This is a genomic window from Umezawaea sp. (assembly GCF_036375055.1).
In the GTDB taxonomy this organism is placed as follows: Bacteria; Actinomycetota; Actinomycetes; order Mycobacteriales; family Pseudonocardiaceae; genus Umezawaea.
On record NZ_DASUSQ010000070.1, the window covers coordinates 60,381 to 82,343 of the forward strand.

At 72.2% G+C, this 21,963-nt stretch carries 15 protein-coding genes and 1 tRNA gene; 8 read left to right on the forward strand and 8 right to left on the reverse strand.

Annotated elements, in window-relative coordinates; translation table 11 throughout:
* Positions 1–42: 42 nt before the first annotated feature.
* Positions 43–990: a methionyl-tRNA formyltransferase gene (locus VFZ92_RS19225; RefSeq protein WP_330877341.1), complete on the reverse strand. Its 948-nt coding sequence runs from the start codon at positions 988–990 to the stop codon at positions 43–45.
* 87 nt (positions 991–1,077) lie between these two features.
* Here VFZ92_RS19225 and VFZ92_RS19230 point away from each other — a divergent pair, with 87 nt between their 5' ends.
* Complete coding sequence (locus VFZ92_RS19230) at positions 1,078–2,676, forward strand: amidohydrolase (RefSeq protein ID WP_330877342.1); 1,599 nt, start codon at positions 1,078–1,080, stop codon at positions 2,674–2,676.
* Between the two features lie 233 nt (positions 2,677–2,909).
* On the opposite strand, the gene VFZ92_RS19235 is transcribed toward VFZ92_RS19230, so the two are convergent.
* Positions 2,910–3,530 (reverse strand): hypothetical protein, encoded by a 621-nt coding sequence (locus tag VFZ92_RS19235; RefSeq protein WP_330877343.1) that lies wholly within the window; start codon positions 3,528–3,530, stop codon positions 2,910–2,912.
* Positions 3,531–3,783: 253 nt separating this feature from the next.
* Here VFZ92_RS19235 and VFZ92_RS19240 point away from each other — a divergent pair, with 253 nt between their 5' ends.
* Together VFZ92_RS19240 and VFZ92_RS19245 are read left to right on the forward strand one after the other, a co-directional pair.
* Positions 3,784–5,664: a Xaa-Pro dipeptidyl-peptidase gene (locus VFZ92_RS19240; protein ID WP_330877344.1), complete on the forward strand. Its 1,881-nt coding sequence runs from the start codon at positions 3,784–3,786 to the stop codon at positions 5,662–5,664.
* A 328-nt stretch (positions 5,665–5,992) separates the two neighbouring features.
* Positions 5,993–6,853, forward strand: coding sequence for an NAD(P)H-binding protein (locus VFZ92_RS19245; RefSeq protein ID WP_330877345.1), 861 nt, complete (start codon positions 5,993–5,995; stop codon positions 6,851–6,853).
* Between the two features lie 233 nt (positions 6,854–7,086).
* Here the strand turns inward: VFZ92_RS19245 and VFZ92_RS19250 are convergent.
* Together VFZ92_RS19250 and VFZ92_RS19255 are read right to left on the reverse strand one after the other, a co-directional pair.
* Positions 7,087–7,159 (reverse strand) — tRNA-Arg (locus VFZ92_RS19250).
* A gap of 126 nt (positions 7,160–7,285) precedes the next feature.
* On the reverse strand, positions 7,286–8,359 hold the full coding sequence (locus VFZ92_RS19255; protein ID WP_330877346.1) for a LacI family DNA-binding transcriptional regulator: 1,074 nt from the start codon (positions 8,357–8,359) through the stop codon (positions 7,286–7,288).
* 94 nt (positions 8,360–8,453) lie between these two features.
* Here VFZ92_RS19255 and VFZ92_RS19260 point away from each other — a divergent pair, with 94 nt between their 5' ends.
* Entirely contained in the window at positions 8,454–9,653 is a 1,200-nt protein-coding gene (locus VFZ92_RS19260) for an MFS transporter (protein ID WP_330877347.1), read from the forward strand.
* Here the strand turns inward: VFZ92_RS19260 and VFZ92_RS19265 are convergent.
* Positions 9,619–10,212 (reverse strand): DUF3558 family protein, encoded by a 594-nt coding sequence (locus VFZ92_RS19265; protein ID WP_330877348.1) that lies wholly within the window; start codon positions 10,210–10,212, stop codon positions 9,619–9,621. The two genes, VFZ92_RS19260 and VFZ92_RS19265, sit on opposite strands and share 35 nt — an antisense overlap.
* Positions 10,213–10,314: 102 nt before the next feature.
* Between VFZ92_RS19265 and VFZ92_RS19270 the strand changes: the two genes are divergently transcribed.
* Positions 10,315–12,288, forward strand: coding sequence for a cytochrome c oxidase assembly protein (locus VFZ92_RS19270; RefSeq protein ID WP_330877349.1), 1,974 nt, complete (start codon positions 10,315–10,317; stop codon positions 12,286–12,288).
* Here the strand turns inward: VFZ92_RS19270 and VFZ92_RS19275 are convergent.
* The 3 genes from VFZ92_RS19275 to VFZ92_RS19285 are packed head-to-tail and all read right to left on the reverse strand — an operon-like array spanning position 12,285 to position 14,678.
* On the reverse strand, positions 12,285–13,109 hold the full coding sequence (locus VFZ92_RS19275; protein WP_330877350.1) for an ABC transporter permease: 825 nt from the start codon (positions 13,107–13,109) through the stop codon (positions 12,285–12,287). The two genes, VFZ92_RS19270 and VFZ92_RS19275, sit on opposite strands and share 4 nt — an antisense overlap.
* A gap of 13 nt (positions 13,110–13,122) precedes the next feature.
* Positions 13,123–14,061, reverse strand: a complete 939-nt coding sequence (locus VFZ92_RS19280; protein WP_330877351.1) for an ATP-binding cassette domain-containing protein — start codon at positions 14,059–14,061, stop codon at positions 13,123–13,125.
* Positions 14,058–14,678: a TetR/AcrR family transcriptional regulator gene (locus tag VFZ92_RS19285; protein ID WP_330877352.1), complete on the reverse strand. Its 621-nt coding sequence runs from the start codon at positions 14,676–14,678 to the stop codon at positions 14,058–14,060. Before VFZ92_RS19285 ends, VFZ92_RS19280 begins: the two co-directional genes overlap by 4 nt.
* A gap of 223 nt (positions 14,679–14,901) precedes the next feature.
* On the opposite strand from VFZ92_RS19285, the gene VFZ92_RS19290 reads away from it, so the two are divergent.
* The 3 genes from VFZ92_RS19290 to VFZ92_RS19300 all read left to right on the forward strand — a co-directional run bounded on the left by VFZ92_RS19290 (position 14,902) and on the right by VFZ92_RS19300 (position 21,868).
* On the forward strand, positions 14,902–15,363 hold the full coding sequence (locus VFZ92_RS19290; protein WP_330877353.1) for a single-stranded DNA-binding protein: 462 nt from the start codon (positions 14,902–14,904) through the stop codon (positions 15,361–15,363).
* Positions 15,364–15,795: 432 nt separating this feature from the next.
* On the forward strand, positions 15,796–17,472 hold the full coding sequence (ettA, locus tag VFZ92_RS19295) for an energy-dependent translational throttle protein EttA (RefSeq protein WP_330877354.1): 1,677 nt from the start codon (positions 15,796–15,798) through the stop codon (positions 17,470–17,472).
* Between the two features lie 10 nt (positions 17,473–17,482).
* On the forward strand, positions 17,483–21,868 hold the full coding sequence (locus tag VFZ92_RS19300; protein ID WP_330877355.1) for a hypothetical protein: 4,386 nt from the start codon (positions 17,483–17,485) through the stop codon (positions 21,866–21,868).
* Positions 21,869–21,963 lie beyond the last annotated feature (95 nt).

Below are 21,963 nucleotides of genomic sequence, written 5' to 3' on the forward strand. Positions count from 1 at the left end.
TATGATCAGCGATCACCGAGGACGGGCCGCGGGCAGGTCCCGTTACGGACGGCTGGTGAGGTAGCCGCCCATGGTCGTGAAGTACTGCGCGGCGCTCAGCTCGGTGCCGTCCTCGGTCCGCACGCGCTTCACCAGCAGTCCGTGGTTGCGGCCCCGCCGGGCGTCCGAGCCCGCCACGATCGCGACGCCGTCACCCTCGCGGTAGAAGATCCGGCCCGGCGTGCCGCCGTACTTCGCCCCGGACACCTCGGCCTCCACGATCTCCAGCCGCTTGCCCCGGTGGAACGCGTACGCGCTCGGGTACGGCGCGCACTGCGCCCGCACCAGCCGGTCCAGCTCCTCGGCCGACCAGGTCCAGTCGATCCGCAGGTCCTCGTCCGCGCGCTTGTGGAAGAACGACGCCTTGCTCCGGTCCTGCTTCACGAACCCGGTCTTGCCGGAGGCGATCTCCGCCAGCCCGTCGACCGTGATCGGCCCGAACAGCTCCACCGTCTTGTGGAACAGGTCGGCCGTCGTGTCGCGCGGACCGACCGGCACCGACCGCTGGAGCACGATGTCGCCCGCGTCCAGCGTCTCGTCCATCATGTGCGCCGTGACGCCGACCTCCTTCTCGTCGTTGATCAGCGCCCAGATCAGCGGCGAGAACCCGGCGTAGGACGGCAGCAGCGAGTCGTGCACGTTCAGGGTGCCGTGCTTGGGCAGGGTGAAGATGTGCGGCGGGATCCAGGTGCGCCAGTTGGTCGCCACGATGACGTCCGGCTCGACCTCCTTGAGGCGGGCCAGCAGCTCCTCGTCGTCCGGCCGGTTGCGGATCAGCGTCTCGACGCCGTGCTCGGCGGCCAGGTCCGCGACCGAGTCGCTCCAGATCTGCTCGTACGGGTGCTCGCTCTTCGGGTGGGTGACCACCAGGACGACGTCGTGCTCGGAATCCAGCAGCGCCTGCAGGGTCCGGTGCCCCCAGGTTTGGTACCCGAACATGACAACCCGCATGGCCATCCCTTCCTCGAACACAAGTCAGCCTTACCTAAGTAACGGAAGGCTAACCGAACTGGCCGAGCCTGCGTAACCTGGCGGTTCGTGATCCTCGATATGAAGCTGGTGCGCGGCCGAATCATCACGATGGACCCCGCTCGACCCGAGGCGACCTCCGTGGGCGTGTGGCGAGGCCAGGTCGTCGGTCTGGACGAGGAGGTCGCCCACCTCGACGCCGAACGGGTCGTCGACCTGGACGGCGCCGTGGTCCTGCCGGGGTTCGTCGACGCCCACAACCACCTCGCCTGGGCGGGGCGCGCCAGCGTCACCCCGGACGTCTCCTCCTGCCGCTCGGTGGCCGAGGTCGTCGCCCGCCTGCGCGAGGTCACCCCCGTGGGCGACTGGCTTGAGGTGGCGGGCTACGACCACCGCGTGCTGGACCGCCCCCTGACGGCGGAGGACCTGGACGCCGTGGCGCGGGACCGCCGGATCTACGTCCAGGACCGCTCCGGCCACGCCTGCGTGGTCAACACCCCCGTGCTCCGGGAACTCCCCGCGACCCTGCTGAGCCCCGGCACCCCCGGCGTCGAGTTCGACCGCGACGGCAACCCCACCGGCGGACTGGCCGAGGGTGCCCAGACGGCCGTCCGCGCCCTCCGCCTGCCCTACTCGATCGACGAGATCGCAGGCCACGTCGCCCTCGGCGCCCGGCAGTGCCTCGCGCAGGGCGTCACCACGGCCGCCGAGGCGGGTGTCGCGGGCGGGATCGTCGGCAGCAGCCCGGTGGAGATCGCCGCCTACCAGCGGAACCGCCTGCCGCTGCGCGTGCAGCTGATGGTCTCCGCCGACGCGCTGCACCCCGTCGCCGCCCACCGGGACGACCGCGTGACCAGGGCGGTCGACCTCGGCCTGCACACCGGTCTCGGCGACGACCGGCTGGGCATCGGCGCCCTCAAGGTCTTCACCGACGGCGGCATGATGGCCAGGACCGCCGCCATGACGGAACCCTACGAGGGCACCGGGAACAGCGGCCAGCTCCAGGACGACCCGGAGCGCATGACCGCGGCCATCCTCGACGGCCACGCCGCGGGCTGGCAACTGGCGGTCCACGCCATCGGCGACCGGGCGCTCGACTTCACCCTGGACACCCTCGAAGAGGCCCGGAGGCGCCACCCGCGCGAGAACACCAGGCACCGCATCGAGCACTGCGGCACCACCCGCCCGGAACAGCTGACCAGGATCGCCGCCCTCAACGCCGTCCCGGTCATCCAGCCGACGTTCCTCTACGACAACGGCGACGACTACAGCGCCATCATGGGCGAGCGTCGCACGCCGTGGCTCTACCGCGGAAAGTCGTTCCTGGACCACGGGATCACCATCGCGGGCAGCTCGGACCGCCCGGTGACGGAGGGCTCACCGCTGCGGGCCATCCAGTTCATGGTCGACCGCACGGCCCGCGACGGCGGGCAGATCGGCCCGGCCGAGGCGATCACCATCGACCAGGCCCTGGCCGCCTACACGACCGGCTCCGCCTACGCCTGCAACGTCGACGCCACCAGGGGGACCATCGCACGGGGCAAGCTGGCCGACTTCGCCGTGCTGGCGGACGACCCGAGGACCCACGACACCAGCGGGATCAACGGCATCCGGGTGCTGGCGACGATCGTCGGGGGCGACCCGGTCCACAACCCGGAGAACCTCTAGCCGCACAACGGGCGGCGCACTCCTGAGCGGTAACACCAGGACGCGCACACCCGCGCACGGCTGAACAAGCGACTCGCCCACCCGCACGAAGACGACCGGCCCCCACGGCGCCGGCGAGCGGGCCAACGCGAAACGCGGCCGATCCTACTGGGGCACCCGACCACCGAACCCGAGGACCGGACAGCTCCCACCAGCCCGATCGAGGATCACACCAGGACGGCCGCCCTCCCCCGTCACGCGCTCAGCCGCCAGTGCAGCACGTACCCGGCCGCCTCGGCGGCGATCAGGGCGTCCAGCTTCCCCAGGTTCGTCCTCTTCCCCAACCGGAACGCCCGCCCCCGCCGGGCGTCCAGCACCACGGGCTCCCCGCCCGGCAGCGTCTCGTCCATCGTCTGCTGGAGGATCCGCAACCCCACCGTCGCGGCCTCGCGCGTCAGCGGCGCCTCCTTCACGTACACCAGCGCAGCGGCCAGCGACCCGTCAGCCATCCGCAACCCCAGGTGCGGTCGCACCTTCAACGTCAGGTCCCCGGCGGTCCACCGCGCGGACGACACGGGCACCCCCGTGACCCGCGCCTTCCGCAGCCACGGCAGGAACCCCTCGGCCACCTCCTCGAACGCCCTCAGCTGCCCGTTCCGGTTGGCCGCCAGCACGGCGCCGCGCAGCTCCACCTCGGGCGTCGGCGACGACACGGCCCGCCGCATCGCGTCCCGCACGGGGTTGTAGAACCCGCACATCCTCGGGTCCTCGGCCAGGTACATCGCCCGCTGCTCGCCGAGGATGGTGATCCGCCCCCGCTGCCCGCTCATCACGTACTCGGTGAACGACAGAGCCGTCACGCTGATGGTGTCCATGGACCAACCGCCCCCTTCGAACGACCGAACCGCTGTCCCTGACGTTACTGCGGGGGTACGACAAAAATCGGCCGCACCAAACGCCCCGCGCGCTAGGCCGTTCGCACCAGCGGCAGCACGACTGACCAGCCTCGAAGCCCTCGCGGCCCGCGCACCCCGAGTCGGCAGCGCGGATGTGACGAAACCCGTCCGCCGCCCGGCATCAGACTTTCGGCTCTAACCCCCTGCCCGTCGGCTTCGTACTGTCCGGACCATGACGCGTCGCGGATCGCTCATCGGTGCAGTCGTCACGCTGGTAGCCCTCACGGCGGGGGTGACCCCGGCGACCGCCGCGGCGCCCGCGACGACCGTCAGGGACGGCGTGACCCAACCCGTCTTCCCCCTGGCGGACGCCATCCGCGAGACCGTCTACGTGGACACCGGCCTCGACCTCGACGCGGACGGCACCAAGGACCGCGTGGCGGCGGACGTCATCCGCCCGGCCACCTCCGAGAAGGTGCCCGTGATCATGGACGCCAGCCCGTACTACCAGTCCGCGGGCCGGGGCAACGAGGGCGAGACGAAGACCTACGACTCGGCGGGCAAGCCGGTCAAGTTCCCGCTCTTCTACGACAACTACTTCGTCCCCCGCGGCTACGCGGTCGTGCTGGTCGACTTCGCGGGCACCTCCCGCTCCAGGGGGTGCCTGGACACCGGTGGCAGGGCCGAGATCTCCTCCGGAAAGTCGGTCGTCGACTGGCTCAACGGCCGCGCCGCCGGCTACACCGCCGTCACGGGCGGCACCGCGGTGACGGCGTCCTGGTCCACCGGCGCGACCGGCATGATCGGCAAGTCGTGGGACGGCACCATCACCCAGGGCGTGGCCGCGACGGGGGTGGCGGGTCTGCGCACCATCGTCCCGATCGCCGCGATCAGCTCCTGGTACGACTGGTTCCGCTCCGACGGCGTCTCGTTCAGGAGCTTCGGCACCCCGACGAGCCTCGCCTCGGGCCACGAGAACGCCAACGCCCGCTCCCGCTGCGCCGCCGTCCGCACCGAGATGACCAACGGCTCGCCGTCGAACGGCGACGTGACGCCGATGTGGGTCCAGCGCGACTTCGTGCGCAACGCCGCCAACGTCAAGGCCAGCGTCTTCGCCGTCCACGGCCAGGCCGACCTCAACGTGAAGACGCTGAACTACGGCCAGTGGTGGGACGCGCTGCCCGCGAGCACGCCCCGCAAGCTGTGGCTGTCCCAGACCGGTCACGTCGACCCGTTCGACTTCCGCCGCGGCGCGTGGGTCGACACCCTGCACCGCTGGTTCGACCACTACCTGCTCGACGTGCCGAACGGCATCGACACCGAGCCGCAGGCCAGCATCGAGCGCACCCCCGACACCTGGGTCCAGGACCAGAGCTGGCCGCCCGCCGGGACCGCTCGCCAGACGTTCCACCCGTCGGCGACGGGTGCGCTGACCACGACGGCGTCGAGCGGCACCGGCACGTTCACCGACAACGGCAGCGGCTCCGCGAACTCCTGGATCGCCTCCCCGGACAGCACGTCCACCTCCCGCACGCTGTACCGCACGGGCGCGCTGACCGCCGACCTCCGGCTCTCCGGCACCTCCTCCCTCACGGTGGCGGCGACGCCGTCCACGTCGACCGCGCACCTGTCGGCGTTCCTGGTCGACTACGGCCCGGCCACGATCCGCAGCGGTGAGGGCATCCGCACGCTGGCGACGGAATCGTGCTGGGGCGAGAGCCGCACGGGCGACGACTCCTGCTACCGCGACACCGCGACGACCACCACGGCGGTCAACGCCGAGATCATCGCGCGCGGCTGGGCCGACCTGGCCAACCACGCGTCGCTGACCGCGCCGACCACCCTGGTGCCCGGCACGAAGTACACGATGACCCTCCGACTGTCCACAACGGACCACGTCGTGCCGAGGGGGCACCGGCTGGGCCTGGTGGTCGCGGGCGCGGACACCAGCCAGATCAGCGCCCCGGCCAGGCTCCCCTCGGTCTCGCTGGACCTCGCCCGGACCTCCGTGCGGCTGCCGGTGGTCGGCGCTGTCCCGGCCGCCACCGGCGACCTGACCGTGGGCCGGGTCGGCACCCAGCCCGACCGCGCGCCGGGCAGGCTCGACGGCTAGTCGAACAGCGCCGCGGCCCGGCCTGACCGTCGACCGGGTGGGCTTCGAGGAGCGGGTCCTTCGGGTACCCGAAGCGCTGCGGCGGTGGATCGCGCGCGTCGCGGCCTTCCGCCACGCGCTGGCCCGCAGGTCCGCGCACGACGACCGGGTGGCCTGGCACGAGCGGCCGCCGCCCTGCTGCGTCGCGTTCCGTCGGGGGTGGGGGAGCCGCCCCCGCCCGGATCCTGCGCCGAACTGGTGACCTGAGTCACGAGGATTTCCATGTGCACGTGAGCTGCCGGGGTCGCTAGCCTTCGGTACTCAAGTTTGAATACCGAAGGGAAGTCCAGTGACCGTCCTGGTAACCGCCGCGACCGGCACCACCGGCCGCGCCGTCGTGCACGCACTGCTGGCCGCGGGTCAGCAGGTCCGAGCACTCACCCGACACCCGGCGAAAGCGGGCCTGCCCGACGGTGTCGAGGTCGTCCGGGGCGACCTCGAACGCCCCGAGGACCTGGCCGCCGCGCTCGACGGCGTCGACCGCGCCTACTACCTGCCCGTGGCCGTCCACGACGAGCGCGGGGTCGACCTGGCGGACGACTTCCTCGCCGCGGCGGCGGCGTCGGGGCTGCGGAGGATCGTCACGCTCACCGGCAGCGCCGTCACCACGCGGCGACCGGGCAGCTTCGAGCTGCTCCTCCAGGTGGAGCAACGGGTTGAGGCATCCGGACTGGAGTGGACCCACGTCCGGCCGCACGAGTTCGCCGTGAACAAGCTCGACGTCTGGGCGCACTCGGTCCGCACCGAAGGCGTGGTGCGCAACGCTTTCCCCGACGGCACGGGTGTCCCGGTCCACGAGGCCGACATCGCCGAGGTCGCCACGACCGCGCTGCTGGAGGACGGCCACCGGGGCAGGGCGTACACGCTGACCGGTCCGGAGCGGCTCACCCACCGGCAGCAGGCCGCCGCGGTCGCCGAGGGCATCGGCAGGCCGCTGCGGTTCGAGCCGCTCACCTTCGGCCAGGCGCGGCGGATGCTCATCGAGGGCGGGTACCCCATGGCCATCGCCGAGTACATCTTGAGCTACCAGGCCGAGTTCGCCGAGGAGCCGCCGGAGGTCTCGCCGGACTTCGAGCGGGTCACCGGCAGGCCGGGGCGGACCCTCGTCGAGTGGGCGCGCGACCACCGAGCGGACTTCGGGCAGTCCTGAAACCGGACGAATGGTGACGGGAAACCGTCACCGGTGGTGAATGGGTGACCGTTCGCGCAGCGTTGCGTGAGTTGCCGCGTACCTTCGGTGACAGTCGCTCGTTTGCGTTCCGCGGCTGTGGTCGCATGTGACCGGTAATACCGTCCACATGCGACCACAGGTCCCGCTCCGATCGATTCGGGATCGGGCGAACTTCGACCGTGCCCGGTGTTCCGAATCGTTCTGACCAGCAGCGCCCCCGGCAGGATTCGAACCTGCGACCTCGGGATTAGAAGTCCCTCGCTCTCTCCACTGAGCTACGGAGGCTGGAGGGGATGCCGACCACGTGCCGTAGCAGCGTAGCCGTCCCCAACGGTCTCATCGCCGGAGGACGTGTGACCGTTTCCGTTCAGAGACCCGAATACTGTTAAGAATGGCCGAAAGTGACGCAGATCACCTTGGTGGCCGGGTGGAGGCCCGCAGCACGAGTTCCACGGGCACTCTGATCGGTCCGCCGGGGCTCTCGCCGTCGAGCAGCCTGAGGGCGAGTTCGCCCGCTCTTCGCCCTTTCTCGGCCAGTGGCTGCCGAACCGTGGTCAGCGGCGGGTCGGCGTGCTTGGCGTCGGGCACGTCGTCGAAGCCGGTGACCGACACGTCGTCGGGCGTGGTGAGCCCGGCGTCGCGCACGGCCCGCAGCGCGCCGAAGGCGAGCTCGTCGGACGCGCAGAGCAGGGCGGTGGGTCTGGGGTCCTGCTCCAGCAGCCATCTCGCGCCCGCGCGGCCCAGTTCCCGTCTGCTGCCGCTGGCTTCCCAGATCGGCACGCCGGTGATCCCCGCGGCGGCCAGCACGTCGAGGTAGCCCGCCAGCCGGTCCCTGGTGACCCGGAACGACGCCTCGGTCCGGCGGCGCTCGTCCACCGGGCCGGTCCTGCCTCCGGGGCGCAGGGCGAACGTGAGCACGCCGAAGTGCCGATGCCCCAACAGGAGCAGGTGCTCCGCCGCCGAACGGGCGCCACCGGTGTCGTCCACCTCGACGCGTGCCGCGCCGGCGAGGACCGGTTGGTCCACGACCACCATCGGCAGGCCGCGGGCGCGCACGGCGGCCAGCGCGGGCGCGTCGTCGGGCAGGGAGTACGCCACGAACACGTCGGCCTGCGCCCTGGCCACGGTCTCCGGCCGGGGTCCGCCGGTCTCGTTGCCCGGCATCAGCACCAGGCAGTGGTCACGACCGTCCACAGTGGAGGCCAGTCCGTCGAGGAACACGCTGACCGCCGGATCGGAGAACGCCGCGGTCAGCGGCTGGCCGAGCATGAACCCGACGGCGGCGCTGGACCTGGTCGCCAGGCTGCGGGCCACGGGGTCCGGTCCGGCGTAGCCGAGTTCGAGCGCGGCGGCCAGGATGCGCTCGCGCAGCGCGGCGGAGAGCTGGTCCGGCCTGTTGTAGGCGTTGGACACGGTCGCGCGCGACACCCCGACGACACCGGCGACGGTGTCGAGGGTCGGCTTGCGCGGTCGGGCTGTGTCCACACCGCAGAGGGTAGCCATCGACCTCGAAGATCGGACTGGACGGATCTGAAGCGCTTCAGTCATGCTGGGGTGAGACCCGATGAGGAGGACCGCCTTGCCGTCACCCCGACTGGCCGTGTTCATCGTCTTCGTCTTCAACGGCGCGGTCTTCGGCTCGTGGGCCGCCCGCGTCCCCGCGCTGGCGTCCCAGGTCGGCGCGGGCGAGGGCACGCTCGGCCTCGCGCTCCTCGGCGCCAGCATCGGGCTCGCGCTCACCGCGCCGTTCGCCGCGCGCCTCTGCGCCGCGTTCGGCGCTCGCCGCGTCGTACTGGTCAGCGGTGTCGCCAGCGCCCTCGTCCTCCCGCTGCTGGCGCTCACGGCCACGCCGGTGCACCTGGGCCTGGTGCTGTTCCTGCTGGGGTCGAGCATCGCCGCGCTCGACGTGTCGATGAACATCGCGGCGGTCGGCGTCCTGCGGGAGCTGGACCGGCCGCTGATGCCGCAGTTCCACGCGGGCTTCAGCTTCGGCGGTCTGATCGGCTCGATCGGCGCCGCGCTCGCCGCCGCCGCGTCGTGGAGCCCGCTGCCGCACTTCCTGGTCGCCAGCGCCGTCGGACTCCTGGTCCTGCTGCTCGTGCACCGCAGGGTGCCCGGCGAGTCCGGTGAACGCGACCGCGAGGTGGCCGTCGGTCCGCAGCCGACCGTCCTGCGCCGTCCGGTGCTGTGGCTGCTGGCGGGCGTCGCGTTCTGCTCGGCCATCGCGGAGGGCGCGTCGGCCGACTGGTCCGCGCTGTTCCTGGTGCGGGAGCGGGGGATGGGCGAGGCCGCCGCGGCCGTCGCGTACGCGGTGTTCTCCATCACGATGGCGCTCGCGCGGCTGTCCGGCGAGCCCGTCCAACGCCGCTGGGGTCCCTACCGCCTGCTCGTCGGCGGAGCGGTGGTCGCCTCGGTCGGGCTCACCGCCGCCGTGCTCGTCCCGGTGCCCGCCTCGGGCTACGTCGGGTTCGCGCTCGCCGGACTGGGGCTGGCGTTCGCCTTCCCGGTGATCATGGACCTGGCCGGGGAGGCCGGTCGCCGCGCCGACGGCACCGGCGGCGAGCGCGAGCTGGGACTGGTGACGACCATCGCCTACACCGGGTTCCTCGCCGGGCCGCCGATCGTCGGCGGGCTCGCCCACCTCAGCTCGCTCACGGTGTCGCTGGGCGTCGTCGCGCTCGTCTGCGCCCTCATGGTGCCGACGGTGTGGTTCGCCGCCCGCTCCCGCGCCCGCGAACTGGCCGCTAGGCGACCGGAATCCGTGCCAGCGCGGCCTTGAGCAGCGGTGCCATGACGACGACCATCTGGTCCGGCACACCGCCGGTCTGGGCCATCGCGACCAGGACGCTGCGGTTGGCGTTCACCGCGATCGTGGCGGTGCAGACCTCCTCCGGACCGGTCAGCTGGCAGAACATCCACGTCGAGTGGCCCTCCACCAACTGCTCCTTGCCGCCCTTCTGCCGGTCCCGCACCTGTTCGTAGCGCTGGTAGAGGGCGGTGACGACGGTCCGCCCGGTCGGGCTGCCGTCGTTCAGCAGGTACTGGCACGACTCCTGGATCGTGTCGTCCTGGCGGCGCGGGTCGCGCTTGAACACGCCGATGCCCTTGAGGTCGTTCGCGTCGAGCACCTTGCACGGGTCGACGCCCGCGACCGTGCGCGGCTTGGCGATCTTCGGCGCCGGACCCGCCGCGACCGACGTCGAGGGCGCCGTCGTCCTCGTCGCGGTCGTGGCCGAGGTGTTCGGGTCCGGCAGCGCGGAGCCGTTGACGGAGTAGCTGCAGCCCGCGAGGGCCAAGGCCGCCAGCACGAGCGGCAGTGCGCGAGGAGGGCGGGTCACGGGTCGGAACGGTAGTGGGTCGGAGCAGGACCCCGGCTGCCGCGCCCGCGTGGGCGAACAGGCCGGAGCACGGGGGGATGACAAGCCGCCTAGGCTCGATGCGTGCCCTCCGAAGCCCTCACCGACGCCGAGTCCCCGCCGAGCCCCCGCAGGAGGCGTACGGGACTCGTCCCCCTGCTGGTGGTCGGGTCCGGCGTCGCGGCGCTCGTCGCGGCCGGGCTCCTGAGCGCGACGGGCAACGACCGCACCGGTCTGATCGTCGTGCGGGTCCTCACCGAGTCCGCCGCGGTGGTGACCATCGGGTCGTTGCTGCTGGCCGCGTTCCTGGTGCCCCCGCAGCCTTCCGGGCTGCTGGCGGCCGACGGGTACGCGGCGCTGCGCACCGCGGGGTGGACGGCGCTGCTGTGGACGTTCGGCGCCGTGCTGGCCGTGCCGTTCACCGCCGCCGACGCGATGGGGCAACCCGTGTCGGTCATGTTCAACCCGGCCGAGCTGTTCCAGGCCGCCGGGTTCATCGAGCAGGCCCGCGCGTGGATGATCACCGCCGTCGTCGTGGCGCTGATCGCGCTGGGCAGCACGATCGTCCTGTCGTGGGGCTGGACGGCGGTGCTGTTCTCCGCGTCCCTCTTCGCACTGGTGCCGGTCGCGGTCACCGGGCACTCCTCCGGCGGCGGCTCGCACGACGTGGCCACCAACAGCCTCCTGTTCCACCTCGTGGCCGCCGCGCTGTGGGTGGGCGGGCTGATCGCCCTGCTGGCGCACGGCCGCAGGCGCGGCAACGACCTGGCGCTGGCCACGACGAGGTTCTCCGCCCTCGCGCTGGTCTGCTGGATCGTGATGGCCGTCTCCGGGATGGTCAACGCGCTGGTGCGGCTGCCGCTGGGCGACCTGTTCACCACGAACTACGGCCTGCTCGTGGTCGCCAAGATCGCCGCGCTGCTCCTGCTCGGCGGCATCGGCTACCTGCACCGGACCCGCGGCGTGCGCGACGTCGTGCGGACCGGCTCCGGCGCCGCGCTGCTGCGGTTGGCGGGCATCGAGGTCCTGATCATGTTCGTCACGCTCGGCATCGCGGCGGCCCTGAGCCGCACGCCTCCGCCGACCGACGGCAGGGTGCTGCCGAGCCGGGTGGAACTGCGCATCGGCTACGACCTCGACGGCGCTCCCACCGCGTTCCGGCTGCTCTTCGACTGGCGCTTCGACCTGATCTTCGGCACCGCGGCCGTCGTGCTCGCGGTGCTGTACCTGCTCGGCGTGCGCAGGCTCCGCGGGCGCGGTGACGCGTGGCCCGTCGGCCGCACGGTCGCCTGGGTGCTCGGCTGCGCCACGATCCTGGTCGGCACGTCCTCCGGCATCGGCCGGTACGCGCCCGCGATGTTCAGCGTGCACATGGGGGCGCACATGCTGCTCTCCATGCTGGCGCCGATCCTGCTGGTGCTCGGCGGTCCCGTGACGCTGGCGCTGCGCGCCCTGCCGACGTCCGGCAAGGACGGACCGCCCGGTCCGCGCGACTGGCTGCTGGCGTTCGTGCAGTCACCGCTCGCGAAGCTGCTGACCAACCCGTTCGTCGCCCTGTTCCTGTTCGTGGGGTCGTTCTACGGCCTGTACTTCTCCGGCCTGTTCGACGCCGCGCTGCCCAACCACTGGGCGCACCTCGCGATGAACGCCCACTTCATCCTGGTCGGCTACGTCTTCTACTGGCCGGTGATCGGCATCGACCCCGCCCCGAACCGGCTGCCCCCGCTGGGCAGGCTGGGCCTGCTGTTCGCGTCGATCCCGTTCCACGCGTTCTTCGGCATCACGCTGATGAGCTCGCAGACCGTGATCGGCGAGAACTTCTACCGCGGCCTCGGCCTGCCGTGGGTCTCGTCGCTGCTGGAGGACCAGCGGCTCGGCGGCGGCATCGCCTGGGCCGCCGGTGAGCTGCCGCTCCTGGTGGTGATGGTGGCGCTGCTCGTGCAGTGGGCCAGGTCCGACAACCGCGACGCCCGCCGGTCGGACCGGCGGGCGGACGGCGACGGGGACGCGGACCTCGCCGCGTACAACGCCATGCTGAAGAAGATGTCGGGCGACTAGAGGGGCTTGCGGAACCCCTTCACCGCGAACGCCCCGCCGACCGCCGCGATGACGAGGCTGGTCGCGATGGCGGCGAACGCCCCGGTGACCGGCTGGGCCAGCGCGAGCCCGCGCGCGGCGTCGACCGCGTGCGTGAGCGGGTTGACCGTGGCGACGGCCTGCAACCAGCTCGGCAGGCCGCTGACCGGCACGTAGGCGCTGGACGCGAACATCAGGGGGAAGATCGCCAGGAAGCCGACGGTCTGCATCAGCTCCGCGTTGCGCAGCCAGGCGGCGATGGCCAGGAACACCCAGCCGAGGCCCCAGCCGACGACCAGCGCGAGCGCCAGCGCGGCGGTCACGCCGAGGATCCCGCCCGCGGGGGCGAACCCGAAGATCGTCACCGCGAAGACGATCATGATCAGCAGTTGGAACGCCGAGCGCACCAGGTCGGACAGGCTGCGGGCGATCAGCACCGAACCCAGCTGGATCGGCAGCGAGCGGAACCGGGCGAGCACGCCGTTCTTCATGTCGGTCACGAGCCCGACGCCCGCCTGGAGCGCGGACTGCATCGCCGTGTTCACCAGGATCGCGGGCATCAGGAAGTCGATGTAGGCCACGCCCTGCGGGAACCCCGGCGTCTTCGCGATGCTGCTGAAGATCTGGCTGAACAGCGTCAGCATGATCAGCGGCTGGAGCACGCTGAAGATCACCATGCGCGGGTCGCTGACGACCGCCCGCAGCGATCTCTGCGTCAGCACCAGCACCTGGGTGGCGAAACCGCTGCCGCGCCACGCGGTGGGGGCCGCCGCGGCGGGCGTTGGAGCGAGTGTGGAGGTCATGCCCATCTCCTGTTCAGGCGGCCTGGTCGGCGGCGAGGGTGAGGTACACGTCGTCGAGCGTCGGCTCGCCGAGGGCCAGTTCGCTGGCCTCCAGGCCGACCTCGTCCAGCGCGCGGACCACGACGGCCAGCTCGCGCGAGGCGGTCACGGGTGCGGTGAGGCTGTTGTGCTCGACGTCGAGCACGGGCTGGAGACCCGCCTGTTCCAGCGACCGCATCGCCTTCGGCAGGTCCGCGGCGGCGGCGAGCGTCACGGTGACCGTGCGCTGGCCGACCTGGGCCTTGAGCTCCGAGCTGGTGCCGGAGGCGACGACCCTGCCCTCGGCCAGGACGGTGATCGAGTCGGCCAGCCGGTCGGCCTCGTCCAGGTACTGCGTGGTCAGCAGCACCGTCGTGCCCTCGGAGACCAGTCGTTCCACGATCTCCCACATGCTCAACCGGCTCGACGGGTCGAGGCCGGTCGTCGGCTCGTCCAGGAAGATCACGTCCGGGCGGCCGACCAGACCCGCGGCGAGGTCGAGGCGCCTGCGCATGCCGCCGGAGTACGTGCGCGACGGGCGCTTCGCCGCGTCCGCCAGGTCGAACACCTCCAGCAGTTCGGCGGCCCGCTCGCGCGCCTCCCTCGGGCTCGCGCCGAGCAGCCTGGCGATCAGCACCAGGTTGTCCGTGCCGGACAGCTGCTCGTCCACGGCGGCGAACTGGCCGGTGAGGCCGATCCTGCTGCGCACGTCGTGCCCCTGCGCGACCACGTCGAACCCGCCGACCCGCGCGGTGCCGGAATCGGGCGGCAGCAACGTGGTCAGCACGTTGACCAGGGTCGTCTTGCCCGCGCCGTTGTGGCCCAGCAGGCCGAGCACCGTGCCCCTCGGCACGGCGACGCTCACCCCGTCGAGCGCCTTCACGTCGCCGAACGCCTTGACGACGTCCCGCGCCTCGATCATCAGGTCGGTCATTGCTCTTCCCCTGTCCGGATGGTGCCGTGCAGGAACAGCTCGACGAGCTGGTCCGCTTCCGCCGCGCCCTCGCCGAACCCGTTGTGCTGCATCCGGTTCGTGAACACGAAGCCCATGAGCAGCCGGGCGGCCAGCAGCGGTTCGACCCGCAGCCGCTCGGCGTCGGGCTCGAACAGCTCGGCGACGCGCCGCATGACCCGCTGCATCTCCTCGGGCGGGCCCTTGCGCCCGCCGCCCTCCCCGCGCGGGTCGAACCCCGTGTCCTGGAGGGCGCTCATGAGCGACCACATGCGGTCCAGGTAGCCCGTGACGGCCCTGACCGCGCCGGTCAGCCGCTCCTCGATCGGGGCGGTCGCCGGGATGCGGTCGATCAGGTCGATCTCGGTGTCGGGCTCCATGGCGCTGCGCAGCGCGCAGGTCAGCAGTTCCTGCTTGTCCTTGAACGCCCGGAAGACCGTGCCCTCCGCGACGTCGGCCGCCTTGGCGATCTGGTTGGTGGTGACGTTCGCCCCGTGCACGAGCAGCAGCGGGATCGTGGCCTTGACGAGCGCCTCGCGGCGGTCTTCCAGGCTCATCGCCGGGGCTCGGCGTCGTCGGGTCGTGCCTTCGTCGGACATGTCACGACTGTATGAGTGAGCACTCACTCATGTCAAGGAGTGAGCACTCACTCATTCTAGTCCGCGCCTACCACAGGGGACCGACGATTCCGGTCCCACGCTCGCGACCTGTCCACAGGCGGGGTGGTCGTCCACAGGTCCGGAGATCGCGCTGTCCCGTACCCGTCGCAGGTCGGAAGCTTGTCGGGACAGAACTGGCAGCAGGGAATCGGGAGGCGCGGCGATGGGTTGGAATGACACGGCGATCACGGTTGTCGGTGTCGTGGCGAGCGAGGTCACGCACCGGGAGCTCGCCTCGGGCGTCAGCCGCACCTCGTTCCGGATCCTGTCCGTGGCGCGGCGGTACGACACCGACGCCCAGGGGTTCGTGGACGGCGACAAGCTGTTCCTGAACGTGACGTGCTGGCGGAGGCTGGCCGACGAGGTGGGCAAGGCGCTGGAGAAGGGCGACTCGGTGATCGTCACGGGCAGGCTGCGCAACCGCGACTACGAGCTGGACGGGAACCGGCGCAACGTCTCCGAGATCGAGGCGGCGGCCGTCGGCGCGAGCCTCCAGTGGGGTCGGGTGGCGATCGAGCACGACGGGTCCGGTTCGCCCGACGTGCCGATACCGGGCATGCCGGACCTCGTCGCTCCCCGCAAGGAGGGCGAGGGGGTGCCGGAGGTGGTGGGCGCGCTGCCCTGATGCGGCGGTCGGGTGCGGGGTGCGCGTCCGCTCGGGGCAACCCTCGAACGCGGGTGGAGAAGTCGTCCGCTCCGACCGCCGAGACGACAAGATGTACCGGAAGCCGCGCGGCGAAGGCCCGCGCGGATCGTGAACGCGAGTGCGGAGGAGGGAAGGTCGGAGATCGGCGTCGGGCGTGACCGCGCCGCCGGTTGTGAGGAGTGGACCGAGGAGTGCCCGCGCGAGCGGACGTCGGAACTTGACATCGACGGCCGGTCGGGCGGGTCAGAGGATGGGCTGGTCAACGCGCTGCGCGACCACTGAGCACGTGCCCCGAACGGGGTGTGTTGCAGGTGTGGGTGACCCTCGTCCGCGTTAACTCTTCAGTGTCGAAAGACGCGCTGCTGGCAACCGCGGTTCTAGCTCGATCGGCACCGCTCTACGATCGCGGCCATGGCCGAGTTCATTTACACCATGAAGAAGGTGCGCAAGGCGCACGGGGACAAGGTCATCCTTGATGACGTCACGATCATGTTCTACCCCGGTGCCAAGATCGGCGTCGTCGGCCCCAACGGGGCGGGCAAGTCGAGCGTCCTCAAAATCATGGCCGGTCTGGACACGCCGGGAAACGGTGAGGCGTACCTGGCTCCCGGCTACACGGTGGGCATCCTCCAGCAGGAGCCCCCGCTGAACGAGGAGAAGACGGTCCTCGGCAACGTCGAGGAGGGCCTCGGCGAGATCAAGGTGAAGCTCGACCGCTACAACGAGATCGCCGAGAAGATGGCCACCGACTACTCCGACGAGCTGATGGAGGAGATGGGCGCGCTCCAGGAGGACCTGGACCACGCCAACGCGTGGGACATCGACTCCCAGCTCGACCAGGCGATGGACGCCCTCCGCTGCCCTCCGCCGGACGCCGACGTCACCAAGCTGTCCGGTGGTGAGCGCCGTCGGGTCGCGCTGTGCAAGCTGCTCCTGAGCAAGCCCGACCTGCTGCTGCTCGACGAGCCCACCAACCACCTGGACGCGGAGAGCGTCCTGTGGCTGGAACAGCACCTCGCCGGGTACGCCGGTGCCGTCCTCGCCGTGACGCACGACCGGTACTTCCTGGACAACCTCGCCGAGTGGATCCTGGAGATCGACCGCGGCAAGACCCACCCGTACGAGGGCAACTACTCGACGTACCTGGAGAAGAAGGCCGAGCGCCTCGCGGTCCAGGGCAAGAAGGACCAGAAGCTCCAGAAGCGGCTGAGGGACGAGCTGGACTGGGTCCGGTCGGGCGCCAAGGCCCGCCAGGCCAAGTCGAAGGCCCGCCTCGACCGGTACGAGGAGATGGCGGCCGAGGCGGAGAAGACCCGCAAGCTCGACTTCGAGGAGATCCAGATCCCGCCGGGCCCGCGTCTGGGCAGCGTCGTGGTCGAGGTCAACGAGCTGAAGAAGGGCTTCGGCGACCGGGTCCTGATCGACGGCCTCACGTTCGACCTGCCCCGCAACGGCATCGTCGGCGTGATCGGCCCGAACGGCGTCGGCAAGACGACGCTGTTCAAGACCATCGTCGGGCTGGAGCAGCCGGACGAGGGCAAGGTCAAGGTCGGCGAGACGGTCAAGCTGTCCTACGTCGACCAGAACCGCTCGGGCATCGACCCCAAGAAGACCGTGTGGGAGACCGTCTCCGGCGGCCTCGACTACATCCACGTCGGCAACGTCGAGATGCCGTCGCGGGCGTACGTCAGCGCCTTCGGGTTCAAGGGTCCCGACCAGCAGAAGCCCGCGGGCGTGCTCTCCGGTGGCGAGCGCAACCGGCTGAACCTGGCGATGACCCTCCAGCAGGGCGGGAACCTGATCCTGCTCGACGAACCGACGAACGACCTGGACGTCGAGACGCTCGGCTCGATGGAGAACGCGCTGGAGCAGTTCCCCGGCTGCGCCGTCGTGATCTCGCACGACCGGTGGTTCCTGGACCGCGTGGCCACCCACATCCTGGCCTGGGAGGGCACGGACGAGGACCCGGCCAAGTGGTACTGGTTCGAGGGCAACTTCGAGGGTTACGAGAAGAACAAGCTCAGTCGTCTCGGCGCCGAGGCCGCGAGGCCTCACCGGGTCACCTACCGCAAGCTGACTCGGGACTGAGCCGGGACGCATGGCGGCGAGAGGCGAAGCGCAGGCGGACGTCGAGGTGAGCACGCTGGTCGTGCCCGCCTGGCGGCTGCGTTGGCGGGCACCGGAGCTTGCCCTGGTGCTCGGTGAGCGAGCCGTCGCGCTCGCCTCGACCCGCCGTGACGAGATCGACCGGTTGCGGGCGGAATCCCTGGTGATCTTCGCGGCCAACCGGATGGGGCGCGGTGTCCGCATCGCCGACCGCGCCCTCGACGCGCTGCGCGCGTCGGAGAAGGCGGGCGAGCAGGAGACCTCCTGGCGCCTGCGGATCGAACTGGCCGCGTGCGCGACCGCCGTCGGGGCCCCGTTGACGGGCTTCGGCGCGGTCCGCCCGGTGCTGGCGGCGGACGGCGTGCCGCACGCCCTCCGCGCCGCCGCGCTGGTCCAGGCGAGCGACTGCCTGGTCACCATCGGCCGGGGCCCGCAGCCGGGCATGGCGTTGAGCGAGGCCGACCAGCTCTACGTGGCCGACACCCTGCTCGACGCCGACACCCGCCTGCTGCAACGCGGCCTGCTCCACGCCTCCGCCGCGGCGCAGCACCGGCGGTGGGGCGACCTCCAGGCCGCCACCGACGCCGCGGGCAGGGGCTTGGAGCTGCTGGCCAAGCTCGGCGACCCGTCCGTCGACAGCGGCCAGGTCAGGGCGAAGCTGACCCTGGAACTGGTCTGCGCGCTGATGGACTCCAACCGGCTCGCCGAGGCCTCCGAGGTCGGGTCCCCGCTGCTGGACCTCCCGGTCCGCGCCCCGTCCGCGGGCGACGTCGGCTGGCTGCGGCTGGCGCTGGCCACCCGCGTCCACCTGCCCGCCGGTCGGGTCGACCTGGCTCGCGGGATGCTCCGCGACGCGGCGGACAGCGCTCAGCGCCACCAGTTGGACACCCTCCTCGCGGAGAGCCTGCTGGCGCTGGCCCACGTCCACGAGGTCTCCGGTGACCTGGCCGAAGCGCTGACCGACCTGCGTTCGGCGCACGCCGCCGAACGCCGTCGCGCTCGCGCCGTCTACGCCGTGCGCGCCCGCCTGGCGGCGGAGTTCTCCGGGGCCCACCGCCAGCCGGTGAGCCCGCACGAGCAGCTCGGCAGCCTGCTGCGCCCCGGCGAGGGGCGCTCGCCGTCCGCGCAGGGCGTGATGCGCGGCAGCCAGCCGCCCGCCGACGCCGTGCTGGCGCCCGAGCTGAAGCAGCAGCTCCGCCAGTGGCGTCCCACCCAGGCCACCCCCAAACCGGAGGGGCCGCGCGTCAAACGCGCCCTGCGCGCCGCCGAGGACATGACCGTCGAGGGCATCTCCGCCGCCCGCGCCCACGCGGCCGACCGCTGGCGCCTGGTCCAGCCTTTCGGCACGACCGCACCCGAGCCCGCCCAGGACCCCGCCGACGCCGTCGCGTCCACGGGCGGCAGGCGCCGTGCCGAGGACCGCGATCCCGCGGCCACCGACCTCCCGGCCACGTCCGAGCGGGGAGGGGAGACGGCCGTCCCCGCCACCGGCCTGATCGCCGCCGCCGGGGCGATGCGCAGCGGTCGCCGCCGCGCCGCCCGCGAGGCCGCCGAAGAGGACACCACGCCCACGCAGGCGCCGTCCGCGGAACCGTCGGTCCCCACCGCTCCCTGGGCCGCGGGGCAGGCCGCGCCGGACGAGACTCCCGACCCCGCTCCGGCCGCCGCCGACGGTCCCGACCACGGGACGGAGGCGCAGGGGCCCGAGGTCGCGAACGTCCTCGACACCCTCGAAGCCGCGGGCCTGCTGAACAAGCGCCGTTCGGGCGGGCGCAGGCGCGCACCCGACTCCGAGTCCCCCCAGCCTCCCGCCGCCGATCCCGCGCCCGCGGCGAGCGCTCCCGAGCCCGAGCCGCCGTCCGAGCCCGCTCAACCGCCGGTCGAGGACACCCCGAAGTGGCGGGTGGAACCCCCGAAGCGCCTCCGCTCCGACGACGACCAGCCGAAACGCCCGCCGTCGGACCTCTTCGACGCCCCCACCACGGTCTACCCGGCCGTCGGCGCGGACGGCATGCCCGTGGAGCGTCCCGCCGCGGGCCTCGGCGCGGCGTTCGCCAAGGGGCCGGTGATCCCCACCGCGCGCACCCCCCAGTCGTCGGGCCTGGAACCCCCGCACCGGTCCACGCCCGACGCGACCCCGCCGGGCGAGCACCCGACCGCCGCTCCGCGCGTCGGTCCCGACTTCCGCCTGGGTGCCGACTCCCTGGGCCGCTCGGGCTTCCGCCCGGCCTCGGACCAGCCGCCCGTGGCACCCGGAGCGTTCCCGGTTCAGCCGGAGAACGCCGTTCCGGCCGAGCCCCAGGGCTCCGCGCCGGTCCCGCAGGGCCAGGGCTCCACCGGTCCCGACTTCAGGCTGCCCGCCGACTCCTTCGGCCGCGACGGCTTCCGAACCGCCAACGCGGCCGATCCGGACCCCACCACGCCGCAGAACTGGCCCCCCACCACGACGTCGGGCCACGGCGCACCCGACCTGCCGACCACGTCCCCGCCCGATCACGGGTCGACGTCGCGGCAACCGGGGTGGGCCGGGTCCGAGTCGGGTGCGCAGACCCCGGACTGGTCCGCGGACGCCGCGGTGAACCGGGCCGCCGGTCTTCCCCCGGACTTCGGCCTCGGTCAGGGCTCGGGACGGACGTGGGTTCCCGACGACGGCCCCGGCTTCGGAGCGGGCTCGGCCGCGGACTGGACCGCGGACGCCCTGCCCGGCACCGGCTCCCGCCCCGCGGACCGGCCGTCCGACGATCCGGGTCCGGCCGAAGCACCCCCCACGGGTCTGCCGAACGACGAGCCCGGCTCGGACACCCACCACACCTCAGGCGCGGGCGAGGCCTCCGCTCAGTCCGGCAGGCGTCGCCAGCCCGAACCCGATGCCGGGGCCGCCACGCCCGGAAGCGACTTCGCCCGGCCAGACCCGCGCCACCAGACCGACCACGGCTTCACCACCGGCTCGCGACAGCCCGCGGGCGCCGGCTTCGACACACCCGACCACACCACCCTCGCTCCAGGAACGCCCCAGGAGCCCACCTTCGGCGCCGACCGGCCGACCTCCGCCGCCGGCTTCGGTCCTGGCGCCGATCGAGGGGCTCCCGCTGACGGGTTCGGTTCTCACTCGGACGGGCCGATCTCTGCGGATGGGTTCGGTGCTGACCGGTCGGGTCTTGGTGACGGGTTCGGTTCCCGCTCGGATCGGCCTGCTTCGGCTGACGGGTTCGGCTTTGACCGGTCGGGTCCTGGTGACGGGTTCGGTTCTCACTCGGATCGGCCGATCTCTGCTGACGGGTTCGGTGCTGACCGGTCAGGTCCTGGTGACGGGTTCGGTTCACACTCCGACCGGCCGACCCCCGCCGACGGGTTCGGCTCTGGTGCCGACCGGCCTGCTCCCGCTGACGCGGTCGACTCCCGCTCCGACCGGCCGGCTCCGTCCGATGGACTCGGGTCCCCCTCCGACCCGCCGAGCTGGGCCTCCGGTGCGCGGCCGAACTGGGATCCCGGCTACAGCTCCTCCGGCGCGGCGGACCCCGGCATCTTCCCCGGCGCCGAGTTCGGAGCCGCGGCGTCCGGCAAGGGCGCACCACCGTCGGACTTCTCGTTCGACGTCGACTTCCCGCGCTCGTCCGAGCCGGACGCCCTCACCGCCCCGCGGCCGCCCGGCAGCCCGACACCGGACCGCGAGCCGGAGCAGGTCCCGGCTGTCCCCGAACCGGGGCAGGTTCCGGAGGTCCCGGAGCCGGACCAGGTCCCCCCGATCCCGGACCCCGACCCGATCCCGCAGCCCGCCCCCATCCCGATGCCGCCGACCAGCAGCGGCTTCGACCTCGGCCGGTCGCGGTTCCTCACGTCCGCCGACGTCGAGGACGACCTGCCCGAACTCCCCAGGCGGGTCCCGGCCGAGGCACCGCCCGTCGAGCCGGACCCGTTCGTCACGGCCGTCGTGGTCGGCGACCGGACGATCGAGGTCCCCAGCGCGGCGCGGGCGTCGCGGCGGCACAAGAGCGACCTGAGCCTGGCCGAGCTGCTCACCGAGGCGCTGGTGGCGTACGAGACCGGTCGCCGGTCGGACCCGGACCCGGACCAGACGGCCGGTGAGGAGATCGCGGACTGGATCTCGTCCGCTGAGACGCCGACGCCGCCGGGCACGCCCGAACCGCCCGCGTCGCCGATCTCGCCGGACCGCCTGGAGCGGGCCGGGCACCACGTGGCGGAGCCGGAACCGGCGGCCGACCCCGAGCCGAGGCCCAGGGCCGTGCCGACCGATTCCGAGAAGACGACGTACCTCACACCGGTGCGGGACGTCGAGTCGACCGCGCCCATCTGGGAGCCGGGACCGGACGGGGAGCCGCACCCGCCCTACGACAGTTGGACGCTTCCCGAATCATGAGAATATGATTTGAGGTTTTAATAAGGTTTCCCGCTGGTAACAAAGGCTTGGCTACGAGAAATACGCGAAAAGTCGCGATAATCGGCTTTCCCGAA